This is a genomic window from Microcoleus sp. N3A4 (assembly GCF_036701805.1).
Classification (GTDB): Bacteria; Cyanobacteriota; Cyanobacteriia; order Cyanobacteriales; family Microcoleaceae; genus Microcoleus.
In genome coordinates this window covers 1-13,504 of record NZ_JAUBRJ010000115.1, presented here as the reverse complement: position 1 = coordinate 13,504, position 13,504 = coordinate 1, and the positions used below count along the sequence as shown (strand labels likewise).

The window sequence follows — 13,504 nt, the reverse complement described above, 5'->3', positions numbered from 1 at the left end:
TTGGCTATATTAAATTTGTTTCCAGTCACCTGTCGGTCTTATTATTTCTTGTTGTGAAATGAAGTTGAATATTGATTCAGAAAACTAACTCACATTTAAATAATTGTTGATTCAGCAATGATGTACAATTGTCATAATGCGGGCGATATATACTGGGAATTAATAGTTGTTAATGGTCTGAATTTTGACGTTTTATGGGCTAATAAGATTTAATTCATGCCCTCACGTCAATTTTTAGGGATTCCTAACTGGATGATGCGATAGTTGCACAAATTTTTGGGTGTTTTTACTCATTATTATCTCCGATGATTCACTTTTACTTCCTCAATCCGCGTATGTGCCAGTTGGGGGTGCGGAATGTGGGATATAAACCAATAACTGCGGCATCCCTACCTCCCAAGAAAACGCCGCTTTCTTAGATGCGATAACTACTACCCAAAACTTCTGAAATAAAGCCAAAACATCCAACTGTCCCCTCACGATCGTTCCTTCATCTTCGTCAAGAATTTCTACAGATTTTTCTGAAGTAACGTGAAAAGGAGCAAGATAAAAATCAGCTAAATCCAAAAATGGAGACAGCACTACCATTTTGACTGTATTTTCGAGCAGGGGGTGGATGTTTGAGGCAATTCCTGTAACTTGCTTTCACTCTGTCTAATCGTTGTTTTTCACAATCACGGATTTCTGGCAAATCATCTTGCCACTAGCGAAAGAATTGGTCATCCTCAATCCACTCTATTTTGAATTGGGTTTCCCAATCATTCAGTGCAACATTCGCGATTGAATTGTTTGTACCATAAATTTAACCAATTTATCAAAACTTGCTCTTAATTTATGATAGCAAAACTTGCTAAATTTACGTTAATACTGAAGTATTGCGTCTTATAAAACAGGACATTGATCAATAATGATATTGCCCGCAGATCCCCGACTTCTGAATCAAACAATCATAAACGCATCAAAATGTAACGGGTAGGGAAACGGCACGGTGCGGTGTCCTCCCCGCGCCGGACACGGCACTGCCGTGTCCCTACAGAATGACAAAATATTGTAACGAGTTGTAAAGTATAATTAAACCGAAGCGAACACAGAGGCCAAGTAGTATCAAATGCGAGTTGCGATCGCCGGAGCAGGCTTAGCAGGACTTTCCTGCGCTAAATATCTTACCGACGCGGGCCACACCCCCATCCTCCTAGAAAGTCGGGACGTACTCGGCGGCAAAGTAGCCGCCTGGAAAGATGCAGACGGCGACTGGTACGAAACCGGCCTTCACATCTTCTTCGGTGCATACCCAAATATGCTCCAACTGTTTAAAGAGCTCGACATCGAAGACAGGCTGCAATGGAAACAACACTCGATGATTTTCAATCAGCCAAACAACCCCGGCACTTATTCGCGCTTTGACTTTCCCGACATTCCCGCCCCCTTCAACGGCGTCGCAGCCATCCTGGGCAACAACGATATGCTCACCTGGCCCGAAAAAATCCGCTTTGGCATCGGCCTGATTCCGGCGATGCTTCAGGGTCAAAAATACGTCGAAGCAATGGACAAATACTCGTTTTCCGACTGGCTCAAAAAGCAAAACGTCCCCCCCAGAGTCGAAAAAGAAGTATTCATCGCCATGTCCAAGGCGCTCAATTTCATCGACCCCCACGAAATATCTGCAACCATACTGCTGACAGCCCTCAACCGCTTCTTGCAAGAGAAAAACGGCTCGAAAATGGCCTTTTTAGACGGTTCCCCCACAGAGAGGTTGTGTCAGCCGATGGTAGACTACATAACTGAGCGCGGCGGTGAAGTACGGCTGAATGCACCCATCAAAGAGTTTTTGCTCAACGATGACAACACGGTGCGCGGGTTCGACATTCGGGGGGTAAAAGGGGCAGATTCAGAAATTCTGACGGCAGATATTTACGTTTCTGCGATGCCGGTTGACCCGCTAAAGTTAATGATGCCGGAACCTTGGGGCAAAATGGATTATTTCAAACAGCTCGAAGGCTTGGAGGGAGTACCCGTCATTAATGTACACTTGTGGTTCGATCGCAAGCTAACTGACATCGACCATTTGCTGTTCTCGCGATCGCCCCTGCTGAGCGTCTACGCCGACATGAGCAACACCTGTCGCGAATATGCCAACCCAGACAAATCCATGCTGGAACTGGTACTCGCACCTGCCAAAGACTGGATAGGCAAATCTGACGAAGATATCGTCGCAGCCACAATGATCGAGTTAGAAAAACTCTTTCCCGATCAAATCCCAGAACCAGCCAAACTGCTCAAATATCACGTAGTCAAAACCCCACGTTCCGTCTACAAAGCCACTCCCGGACGCCAGCAGTGCCGTCCTTCTCAAATAACTCCGATTAGCAATTTCTATCTAACGGGGGATTATACGATGCAGCGTTATCTTGCGAGTATGGAAGGTGCCGTGCTTTCTGGTAAGCTGACAGCGCAGGCTATTTCGACGGCCAATAACAAATGAAAAATTAAGAATTTTTCATAAAGACGTAAAAAAATCTCCCGTTTTCTAAACGGGGGAATGTCAGTTCTAATCTTTAAATTTCTTATTCTCGGATGCTGCAACTGTCAAAACTCCAGTGCATGAGAACTCTGGCCTCTGTGGATGACTCCTACGAACTGTGCCGCCAAGTCACGGCGAGTTATGCCAAAAATTTTTATTTAGGCACTCAACTCATGCCCGAAGCCAAGCGTCGGGCTATTTGGGCGATTTACGTCTGGTGCCGCCGCACCGACGAACTCGTAGACGGGCCTGGTTCTGATGCAACGACCCCTGAAACCCTCAATCTGTGGGAAAAACGCCTAGAATCTGTGTTTGCCGGCCATCCTCACGACGACTACGACGTAGCTTTGGTGGATACGCTGTCTCGTTTCCCGATCGACATTCAGCCGTTTCGGGAAATGATTGCGGGCCAGCAAATGGACTTGTACCGCAGCCGCTACGAAACTTTTGAAGAGCTCAATCTTTACTGCTACCGAGTAGCGGGTACTGTCGGGCTGATGTCGATGTCTGTCATGGGTGTGGACGAGTCGAATCCCGCTGCTAAGTGGAATTGGCACTGGGGCAATAAAATTCCCAAAGAAGAAGCCATCTCCCTCGGTATTGCCAAGCAGTTGACTAACATTCTGCGCGATGTCGGAGAAGACGCCCGCCGCGGCCGCATTTACATTCCCTTAGAAGACTTAGCGCTGTTTAACTACACCGAAGCAGATTTATTCAACGGTGTCATTGACAACCGCTGGCGGGAATTGATGCGGTTTCAAATTCAGCGAGCTCGCAAATTATACGCTAGCGCCGAGCCCGGAATTAAAGTGCTCAGTCCCGATATCCGCTGGACTGTTTGGGCTGCTACCATGCTCTACAGCAACATCTTAAATGCGATCGAACGCAATCAGTACGATGTGTTTCAGAAGCGGGCTTATGTTCGCAATTCTCAGAAACTGCTGTGTCTCCCCGCCGCTTGGCTGAAGTCCAAAGTGCTTTAGCCGCAGGCAATTTTGCTTTTATCTTAGTCCGCGTAGGCGGACTTTGTTTGTATAGCCCAGAATTATATTCGGCCGATTCAAATTTTGTTTTCAATTGTTTGTTTTCAATTGATCGATCGAACTTTCCAGCAATTGCTTTTCCTGCTGGAGTTTTGCCTCTAAATTTTGAATTTGTTCCCGGCGGGCTTCAACTTCAATCAAGCGGCGAGACAATTCTTGACTTTGCAAAGTGAGAGATTGCCGCCAATCTTCTGCTTTTTGGGCTTCTTGCTGCAAAAAATCGGGAGTAAAGCCTGTTGTTAAATATTTCTCAACTAATTCTAGCACCCAGTTTGTAGCTGCTTGAATATGCAAAACCTTGCTATTTTCTCCAATATCTGCTAATACTAGCATCCCTTCATTTAAAATATTAGTTGCAGAGTTAATTTGATTTTGAGCAAAATCTTTAGGTAATGTCAAGAAACTTTCTTCAGTAAGAATAGCCCAAGTATCATCAGAATTTTGGCAAGCGAACAATTGCAGGGAAGATTCGCCTAAAACTTCCTGATTTTGTACTTGGGCTAAATATAGCATAAGGGTTATTTGTTGTTGGTTATTTTTGTCTGACCTAATTTTTACTATTTTTCTCACACAGAAGTGCGATCGTCCTAAAAAGGAATATACTCAACAGCATTCATCCATTCATAAGATTCCGAGGCTAAAGCAATGAGTTCCAAATCCTTAACAAATTGTCCGATCGTACCGCCTAGCTGATGTCCAAATATCAAACCAGCAAACTGTCTTTCCTGACGCTGCCAATCTTGAGCCATTGCCCTAAAACGGATATCTTGAGTAAACAATACTCTCCCTAGCACAGTGGCACGTTCCAAAAGTTCATCATCCGGCAATTCTGTCGCACCATCTTCGATCGCAGTCAAAACATCCACACCGCGACGGCGCAACTGTTCGGTAATTGCTTGCGGAATGTGAACGTCCATGTACAGAGAAATTGCCACTTACAATAACCCCTTAGATCGCATTCTCACAAAAAATGGTGAAGGCGAAAGCAGAGATTTTTCCTGTTGTACCATATCCCATTCTGCGCGAATTTCCTGATCGATTTCAGCTTGAAAGTCGAAGTAATAAGCCATCGCTGCATGAGTCTCCGACGGCATCAAATAAGGATGCTGGCGACACATTTCTTCCACTGACCAACCGTAAGCTAGATAATCCATCACAATCTGAACAACCCGCACGCGGGGAATTCGCTGCAACCGTGCGGGTTGACCCTCTACTTTCTCGATATGAGGATAAATTATTGATAGCATAATGATATCCCAAACTAAAATCGCTAAATAGTTAAGTTGAAAAGGAAAGATATTGTAACATCTTGTTGGATTATAGCCGATCGCGCCCGCGGTGCGTGAGAGTCAATATTTTCCTTGGGATTCCCAGATTTTTCGCCCTCACGCAGCCTACAAATTGACTAAAAACAGTCAACAGTCAACAGTCAACTATTAAAACAACTTTAGCCGATCGCGCAAAATCTCCGCCTGTTTTTCGGCTTCCGCCAAAGCATCCCTCGCCCCCTGAACCACATCAGGAGTAGCCTTATCCACAAACTTCTGATTAGTCAAACGCGCCGCAGTATGCTTAATTTCAGCTTCCACCTTGCTCAACTTCTTCTCTAACTTAGCACGCAAAGCCCCCAAATCCACCACCCCAGCCAGAGGAATCAATACTTGCACAGTACCGACAACCCCAGCAATTGTCTGTCCCAAATCTGCATCCAAACTAGCCGTAACTGTCAGATTTTCGACTTTTGCCAAATCCTGAATGTAAACGCCTCCATCTGAGATTATTTGACGTTCTTTCTCGCTTTCGCTTTGCAAAATCGCCGTCACCTTCACACTGGGTTTGATATCAGCATCTGCCCGCAAATTGCGAATAGTGCGAATAGTACCGAACAACAACTCAAACTGCTGTTCCAAATCAGCATCAATTAGCGAGATATCAGCTTCTGGATAAGCTTGCAAAGCCAAACATCGATCGTCACCTGTTTGAGTCAGAGTGTGCCAAATTTCCTCAGTAATGTGCGGCATAAAAGGATGCAGCAGTTTCAAAATCCCTTCCAACACAAAAGCAAAAGTTTGCTGTGCCACTTTCTTAGAATTTTGTTCAGCATCCTGCTGCAAGCGAGACTTGACCAACTCAATATACCAGTCACAGAAATCGCCCCAAATAAACTCATAAAGTCCCTTCGCCGCTTCCCCCAAACCGTAACTTTCCAAACAATTGCGGCTTTCTTGCACAACTTGATTGTAGCGAGAAACAATCCAGCGATCGCACAATTCTAACCCAGCTTCCACAGAAGGACTTCCCAACTGCTGCGGCGTCTGTCCCTCCAAATTCATCATCACAAACCTGGCAGCATTCCACAACTTATTCGTGAAATTCCGCGAAGCTTCCACCGATTTCGATTCATCAGTTTTGCGATCGTACTCCATGCGAATATTTTGACCTGCCCCAACCACTTCCTTAACCAAAGTGTAGCGCAAAGCATCAGTCCCGTACTTATCAATTAACAGCAGCGGATCGATACCATTTCCTTTACTCTTAGACATTTTTTGACCGTTTTCATCCAACACCAAACCGTGAATGTAAACAGTATCAAAAGGCATCTTTTCAGTAAAATGTCCGGCCATCATCGTCATTCTAGCAACCCAGAAAAAGATGATATCAAAACCTGTAACCAAAGTAGTTGTCGGATAGTAAAACTCCAAATCCTTAGTTTCGTCCGGCCATCCCAAAGTGGAAAAAGGCCACAACCCAGACGAGAACCAAGTATCCAATACATCTGGGTCTCTTGCTAGCTGCACGTCATTACCAAACTTAGCCGTAGCTTTTTCCCTAGCTTCAGCTTCACTTTTCGCCACCACAAACGGCGTCGTATCAGTAATTTCTCCTTGGGTTTCGCTAACAGCATACCAAGCCGGAATTTGGTGTCCCCACCACAATTGGCGGGAGATACACCAATCTTTCAGCTTCACCAACCAATCCCGATAAACCTTTGTCCATCTTTCAGGAACAAAGACTGGTGAGTTACTTCGATCTAATGCTTCTAAAGCGCGTTGAGAAAGAGGATCTATCTTCACAAACCATTGCGTAGATATCAAAGGTTCGACCGGGACTTTGCCGCGTTCGCTGTAGGGAACTGTATGCTTATAATCTTCTATTTTAACCAAAAACCCGTCATTTTCTAACCGCTGCACCACATTCTTTCTGGCAACAAATCGGTCTTGTCCCTGGAACTCTCCGGCATTTTCATTTAAAGTGCCGTCCTTATTCATAATGTTAATAAACGGCAAGTTGTGACGCTTACCCATCTCGAAGTCATTCGGATCGTGGGCGGGAGTCACCTTGACACAACCAGTTCCGAAAGTCGGATCGACAAACTCATCAGCAATGATGGGAATTTCCCGATTGACGATCGGCAAAGTCACAGTTTTACCGATAAGATGCTTGTAGCGATCGTCCTGTGGATTCACCGCCACCCCTGTATCGCCCAACATCGTTTCCGGCCGAGTCGTCGCCACCTCCAAATAACCAGAACCGTCCGTCAAAGGATAGCGGAAATGCCACAAATGCCCGTCAACTTCCTGCTGATCAACCTCCAAATCCGACACAGCAGACTGACTCGCCGGACACCAATTCACCAAGTAATTGCCGCGATAAATCAACCCCTCATCGTAAAGACGGACAAACGCTTCTAAAACCGCAGCGGATAAGCCTTCATCCATCGTAAAGCGTTCGCGCGACCAATCAACAGACACGCCCAAACTGCGTAATTGATTAGTAATAGTATTGCCCGATTCAGCTTTCCACTCCCAGGCCCGTTCCAAGAATTTTTCTCGGCCTAAATCGTGACGAGTTTTGCCTTCTGCTTTGAGTTGCTTTTCGAGAATAGTTTGAACTGCGATGCTAGCATGATCCGTTCCCGGCAACCACAGGGTATTGCGTCCAGTCATGCGGTGATAGCGGACGAGGACATCAATCAGCGTCTCTTCAAAAGCGTGTCCCATGTGGAGGCTGCCGGTCACGTTGGGCGGCGGAATGACGACGCAGTAAGGTTCGCCACCTTTTTCGGGGTCAGCTTTGAAGGTTTGGTTGTCTTCCCAGTATTTTTGCCATTTGGCTTCGGTGGCTTTGGGGTCGTATTGGGGGGGTAGGTTTGCGGTCATGGCGGCTTGAGAGTTTGATCTTATTTAGATTGTGCCACAGGAGAGGGAGGAGAAGAGTTTTGAACCGCAGAGGGCGCAGAGGGCGCAGAGGGAAGAGTGTTGGGAGGGTTTTGGATTATGATTGTGATTATTGGTTTGAGAAGAGGAGAGAAGAGAGTTGGAAGATGATCTGAATGAGTTGACTTATGCTGTGATTGGGGCGGCTATGGAGGTTCATAAGGAGTTGGGGCCGGGGTTTTTGGAAGCGGTATATGAGAATTCGTTGCGTGAAGAACTCGCTCTCCGGGGAATTCCTTTTGATCCTCAGCCGACGGTGAATGTCCTGTACAAGGGTGTTTTGGTTGGGGAAGGCAGATACGATATGCTGGTTGCCAACACTCTCGTTGTTGAATTAAAGTCTGTCCAAACTATACTTCCTATCCATGAAGCTCAAGTTATTTCGTACCTGAAAATGACTGGTTATCCTCTAGCCCTTCTCATCAACTTTAATGTCCGCTTTTTAAAAGAAGGAATCCGCCGCCTCATCCTCTCCTAACAAACCCTCTCATCCCTCTCCTCTCTGCGCCCTCTGCGCCCTCTGCGGTTAAATCCTCTTAATATCTTATTTGATTGACAGAAATCCCTAATCCAAAACCCGCCTTCTCTCGGAGAAAGGCACGATTTTGCAGAGAAACCGGTTTTCTTTTGGCCTTAGTCCTACTGGTAAAACAACTTGCAATAATTAAGGATCGCAATGAATAACAGATATCAAACTCCAGGACTTTCGTTTGATGTTCTCAAACTTAAATATAAAGTAATTAAGCTTCGGAATAATCTTACTGGCATTCTGACAAGCATCCTGAAAAGACGTGATGCAGGAACAAGTCTGACTTCAATGGAAATGACTATGCTGACCAAACAGGGGTTTTCAGAGATCGAGACACATGATTATCCATCATCCAATCCTCTTTATCAAATTTTAACCAAAGTTGAATCAGGCGGCGAGCTAAATCAAGTGGATATTGACTGGCTCACAAAAGAGCGCCTGTTTGAGACGATCGCATTTATCCGAACAGAACAGGAGCAAAAAACTCAGATTAAAAATCAATTAGATATTTTAAAAAAGCAATACAAAATCAGTACCTATTTAGACTATAATTGCGATATTCTGCTATTACAAATTCTGAAAAATATTCAAAACTTGAGAACCTTATCTGATTCTGAAGTCAACTGGCTAAAGACTAAAAATTTGGTGCAACCGCTAGAAATATACCAGAAACAAGAGTTACAAAAATTGGCTCGGCAACAAGAAATAGAAGAAAGAAAAAAAGCCACCGAATTTTCCCAGCTTAAGTTAAAATACAAAGCTACCAAACATGAGGATTCTTCTTTGTCTAGTCCTCTATATCCCATTCTCATAAAGATGGATAGGGGTAAGCAGCTAATTGCATCAGAAATTGAATGGCTAAAGAATAACCGACTATTTTATTCACTAGAAATTTATCAAAAACGAGAGTCAGAAAGGATTGCTCGTGAACAAGAAGCCGAAAAAAAAAGAAAAGCAGAGAAGCACTTTTATGAGCTAAAGGTAAAATATCGAGTAAATAGCTGGGATTCATCTATTCCTAATCGCCTGTATTTAATCCTTTGTAAAATTGATAAAGGAGAGCTACCGATTAATTCAGATATAACATGGCTGAAATCGCAGGATTTTTCAAATTTGACGGCTCATGTTGAGAAAATGCAGCACTTGACTGAGCTTAAGATAAAATATAAAGCCGCTCAACATCAAGATACATCTCCCTCCAGTCATCTATATAAAATACTCAAGCAACTAGAGACAAGCAAGCGCCTAAACACTCAAGATGGTGAATGGCTTAAAAAGCAGCAACTTTTAGAAACTTTTGCCATTTTTCAAGAGCGAGAGGCTGTGCATAGAGATGAACTATCCCAATTTAAAGATAAGTATAAAGCAAGCAAACACCAGGATTCATCAGGCTCTAACAAGCTATATAAAATCCTGCAAAAGCTTGAATCAAAGCAGAAACTGATTCAGGTAGACATAGACTGGCTGAAAAAGCATGGACTTACCGATACAATTGCCATTGCCGAAGAGCTTCAGGAGCAAAAACACTTTGTGGCTCTGAAATCTAAATATCAAGCAACCCAGTATGAGGATTTATCTCTCTCTAGTCCACTCTATCAAATTTTGAAGAAACTTGATTCAGGAAAACAGCCAAGTAATGCAGAAGTTAACTGGCTTTCAAAGCATAGCCTAAATCAGGTTATTGAAATCGCTAAAGAGCGGGAATCACAGAAGCACTTTACTTCTTTGAGGGCGAAGTATAATGTTTCCGACTATAAGGACAAATCTCCCTATAGCAATTTATACTTAATCTTGCAAAAGCTCGATCGACAAGAGAGGCTGGAAGCAACAGATGTTGCTTGGCTGACAGAAAATGAACTTTTATACCCTAACGAAAAGATTACCATTGAGTACCATAAAATTGAAGCAATTTTTTATGAGCAGGAGTTTTATAGAACTAAAAACGGATGGAACTTGCCAAGTGCTAGCAGTCATTGGCGCAAAGCTGACGAGTCTCAAACAGCATTAAAACTAACAGATAATCTGGATTGGGATATGGTAAAAGATAAAAAGCTCAAGTCTGCATTGTTGACAACTAGGGGTGGAGCTTATCGAGATATTCAGCAGTTGAATAAAGCCGAAAAATGTGCGAAAGGAGCGATTGAGTACCAACCTGAGAGCCATCACCCTTACACTTTAATGGGAGCAATTTGTTATGAGCGCGGTCAATATTTAGAGGGAGATTCTTGGTTTAATGAGGCCATCAAACGTGGCGCTAACCCCAGAGATATGGATTCCGAAATCAAGCGAGTGGTTAGGAATGCTAAGAATGAGAATAAGCGCCGGGAAGTGGTAGAATATCTACTGAAAAAAGACCCATCACGATACGCTTGGGCTAAAGCTTATCTTAAGAAACCCCAAAACCAAAGTTTGTAGTTTGTAGGCGGGGTTTAACATATATAGCAACACGGGCGACTCTTATATCTCGATTACTTCACCTCCTTATAATCCACGCCATAACTCGTATCTCTCCCCGACAAATACGTAGTTTTCCCCGTTAAAGTCTCCAGAGTTTGTTTCGTTTCAGCCGAAGTAATCGTATTCAGCGGCACGCCGAACTTGCTAGCCAAACCAGCCGCCACGCCCACACCTTGTCCTTGATAAATATTCACCGTCGCAATTCGCCCGACGGATACCGCCATACCGACATAACCGGACGATCGCCCGACAATGGCTAAATTCTTGACTTTGCTAGCCAAAGCGCTTTCTATGCCGAAATTATACACGGGCAGCGGCGGAATTCTCGCAGATAAATTCTTGACTCCGCCCCGCATATCGAAATCGTAGGAAAAACTGCCGATCGACTTGGAGGGTGCAGTTCCCCCTTTGATAATCTCCTGCCCCGTCAGCGGATCTACCACATCGCGAACGTTCAAAGTTTGCCTGATATAAACCTCGTCAGGAATAAATACTCTCACATCTTTACCAGACTTCTTTTGTAGCCATTCTTGGAGAGATGACATTTCTTTAACCATCTCAGGAGTTGGTTTTCTGCCGTTAGCTTCCATCTTCATTATTTGGTCAACTTGGTATTTAAACAGAAACCCGTTCCATGACAGCAAATTTTTTTTATAAACGCAGACATTGGCTTTATCAAAAAAGAATCCTTTATTTTGACTAAAGGGCATATTTTTGTCTATGTGATAAGCTGCTCCTATAGCTACGCTTCGGATGTCGTAGCCGTCTGTATACGGCTGATAGATGGTACTCCAAAAATTCCTCATCCAGAATTTTGTACTAGCCGGATCTTTAGATTTCATAATGCTTTCTTTAATCTTTTTTACCAAAGGCCGATTGTAGAGAATTTCATCTTCTATGCTGCGGAATTCCGACATTGTTATACCTGTAATTCTCGGAACTACAGAGACAGCTAAAGTTTCATTTTTGGATTTTATATTTTGAGATTCATATCCTGTATAATAAGATAACCCTGCTTTTCTGGCGAATTCTGCGTCTTGAGTTACGTCAATAAAAGAGTTGGCTTTAATTATTAGATTGCTGCCTTTTACTTCGGCATATTCAATTTTTTTATCTACGACCTGGGGAGTAAGAGTTGAGTTGGAAATAATTTTGACTTTGGCTGCTGAAAGCATCTGTTTGAGAGCTCGATCTGCCATTTTTGGGTCTAAGCAAGATTCGGGCGCATTCGCTTTCTCTAAAAATTCCTTAAAACATTGGGCGTAGGGTTGGCGGTACCAATCGGGGATTTTATCTAAATCGATGTAAGCTAAACCGCCGCGGGTGAGTAAGCCGCCCAAAGGAGCACTTCCGTAGTTCGATCGCACGATCGCAACTTTGCCCTTTGCGCCTAAAGTTTTCTTAGCCCATATCGCCGCACATATCCCCGGTACTTCATCACCATATACTACTACATCAAACTTTTGCTCCGGTGATTTTTTGCGAGGTACTGGAGGCGGGCTGCTGGATTTTTGCTGCAGAGTTCCAGTGTCTAAGGTGGCACTTGCTGGGTTTCTATTTGCGATATAATTTTCTGCTTCTCTGAAAGGTGGATAATTAATTAAAAGTTTTACGGCGACAAAGAAGATTGCAATTGAAGCTAATTTCTTGAAAGTAGAGAGCATTCAGTTGACTCGTTTATAAATTTGCAATACCTGAAAGCGCAGTTCAGGGTTTACGGAATTGAATATAGCACGTTTAGATAGTTTCAACACAGTTTTAACTTTTCCGGGAACCGTGGTAAACGAATCTTCTCAACCCAAACCTGGTGATGCTGTGCTTGGCAGCCAAAATGCTACAATTACATCAATCACAAATTGAAACATAAAAAACATGACTTTTGAGGCGGTTTTAAATCTTGTCAAGCACTTGTCTTTAGCCGAAAAGTTACGATTGATTAAGTGGATAGTTCCTGAAATAGAACGAGAATTAGTTGTTCTGCCGACTCCCCGCAAATCATTGTGGGGTTTATGTGCTGACTTGGGAATTGCACCTTCTGCCGCTGATATAGATGAAGCTCGCAGCGAAGAATGGGCGAATTTCCCAAGGGAGGATTTCTAATGCTGGGTGCTGTAGCTGATACTCATACTGTGATCTGGTATATATTTGCCGAGAAAGCGACTTTCGGTGACTGCTAGAATGACCATAGAAGAGATAGCTGCCGAGGGAAATTAGGTGGCTTTTTCATCAATTACATTAGCAGAAATTGTCTATCTGAGCGAGAGAGGGCGGATTAATTCAACTACTCTCGATCTATTATTGAGAGAAGTTGAGAGCGATGATGCGTTATTGGTTGAAATTCCTTTCGATCGCAATATAGCTTTGACTTTAAGGCAAGTTGACCGATCGCAAATTCCCGATTTGCCCGATCGCATTATTGCTGCTACTGCTTTGTATCTTAATCTACCCGTTATTAGTCGCGATCGCCGGATTCAATTATCTAGTATAGACACAATTTGGTAAATCTGAGTCACTCGGCGCAAGTTTAACTTTTCCGGCAACTGTTGTTAGCGGTTTTGCCAGTGTTACTGGTTTGGGAGGGCTATTGATGTGGGTAAGGATGGGGGGTGCGATCGCCTCTCAGATATCTGGTGTCGGAAAGGGCGATCGGCTACAATAATTGGTTCTTCCTTACTTACTATGCTAAATCAATAGCTAAATCAGTGAAAATATCTGAACAAATATATAGAAAAGTAAA

12 protein-coding genes are annotated in these 13,504 nt (G+C 43.7%); 6 read left to right on the top strand and 6 right to left on the bottom strand.

Annotated elements, in window-relative coordinates; translation table 11 throughout:
* Positions 1-324 precede the first annotated feature (324 nt).
* Complete coding sequence (locus QUA56_RS34765) at positions 325-588, bottom strand: hypothetical protein (RefSeq protein ID WP_333368051.1); 264 nt, start codon at positions 586-588, stop codon at positions 325-327.
* A gap of 520 nt (positions 589-1,108) precedes the next feature.
* On the opposite strand from QUA56_RS34765, the gene pds reads away from it, so the two are divergent.
* Both pds and crtB read left to right on the top strand, forming a co-directional pair.
* On the top strand, positions 1,109-2,482 hold the full coding sequence (pds, locus tag QUA56_RS34760) for a 15-cis-phytoene desaturase (protein WP_333368048.1): 1,374 nt from the start codon (positions 1,109-1,111) through the stop codon (positions 2,480-2,482).
* A 92-nt stretch (positions 2,483-2,574) separates the two neighbouring features.
* Positions 2,575-3,504: a 15-cis-phytoene synthase CrtB gene (gene crtB, locus QUA56_RS34755; RefSeq protein ID WP_333368045.1), complete on the top strand. Its 930-nt coding sequence runs from the start codon at positions 2,575-2,577 to the stop codon at positions 3,502-3,504.
* A gap of 90 nt (positions 3,505-3,594) precedes the next feature.
* Here crtB and QUA56_RS34750 read toward each other — a convergent pair whose 3' ends face one another.
* The 4 genes from QUA56_RS34750 to QUA56_RS34735 form a co-directional block, all read right to left on the bottom strand.
* Complete coding sequence (locus QUA56_RS34750; RefSeq protein ID WP_333368042.1) at positions 3,595-4,077, bottom strand: hypothetical protein; 483 nt, start codon at positions 4,075-4,077, stop codon at positions 3,595-3,597.
* A 74-nt stretch (positions 4,078-4,151) separates the two neighbouring features.
* On the bottom strand, positions 4,152-4,499 hold the full coding sequence (locus QUA56_RS34745; RefSeq protein WP_333368039.1) for a DUF5615 family PIN-like protein: 348 nt from the start codon (positions 4,497-4,499) through the stop codon (positions 4,152-4,154).
* Positions 4,500-4,811 (bottom strand): DUF433 domain-containing protein, encoded by a 312-nt coding sequence (locus QUA56_RS34740; protein ID WP_333368036.1) that lies wholly within the window; start codon positions 4,809-4,811, stop codon positions 4,500-4,502.
* Between the two features lie 189 nt (positions 4,812-5,000).
* Positions 5,001-7,724, bottom strand: a complete 2,724-nt coding sequence (locus tag QUA56_RS34735) for a valine--tRNA ligase (protein ID WP_333368033.1) — start codon at positions 7,722-7,724, stop codon at positions 5,001-5,003.
* A gap of 157 nt (positions 7,725-7,881) precedes the next feature.
* On the opposite strand from QUA56_RS34735, the gene QUA56_RS34730 reads away from it, so the two are divergent.
* Together QUA56_RS34730 and QUA56_RS34725 are read left to right on the top strand one after the other, a co-directional pair.
* Positions 7,882-8,259 carry a GxxExxY protein gene (locus QUA56_RS34730; RefSeq protein WP_333368029.1) on the top strand — a complete coding sequence of 126 codons (378 nt, stop codon included), beginning with the start codon at positions 7,882-7,884 and terminating at the stop codon, positions 8,257-8,259.
* Between the two features lie 198 nt (positions 8,260-8,457).
* Positions 8,458-10,725: a hypothetical protein gene (locus QUA56_RS34725; RefSeq protein WP_333368026.1), complete on the top strand. Its 2,268-nt coding sequence runs from the start codon at positions 8,458-8,460 to the stop codon at positions 10,723-10,725.
* A 53-nt stretch (positions 10,726-10,778) separates the two neighbouring features.
* On the opposite strand, the gene QUA56_RS34720 is transcribed toward QUA56_RS34725, so the two are convergent.
* Positions 10,779-12,431, bottom strand: a complete 1,653-nt coding sequence (locus QUA56_RS34720) for an FAD-dependent oxidoreductase (RefSeq protein ID WP_333368023.1) — start codon at positions 12,429-12,431, stop codon at positions 10,779-10,781.
* Between the two features lie 208 nt (positions 12,432-12,639).
* On the opposite strand from QUA56_RS34720, the gene QUA56_RS34715 reads away from it, so the two are divergent.
* Entirely contained in the window at positions 12,640-12,867 is a 228-nt protein-coding gene (locus tag QUA56_RS34715; RefSeq protein WP_333368020.1) for a hypothetical protein, read from the top strand.
* Between the two features lie 114 nt (positions 12,868-12,981).
* Positions 12,982-13,269, top strand: coding sequence for a PIN domain-containing protein (locus QUA56_RS34710; protein WP_333368017.1), 288 nt, complete (start codon positions 12,982-12,984; stop codon positions 13,267-13,269).
* The last annotated feature ends 235 nt before the right edge of the window (positions 13,270-13,504 follow it).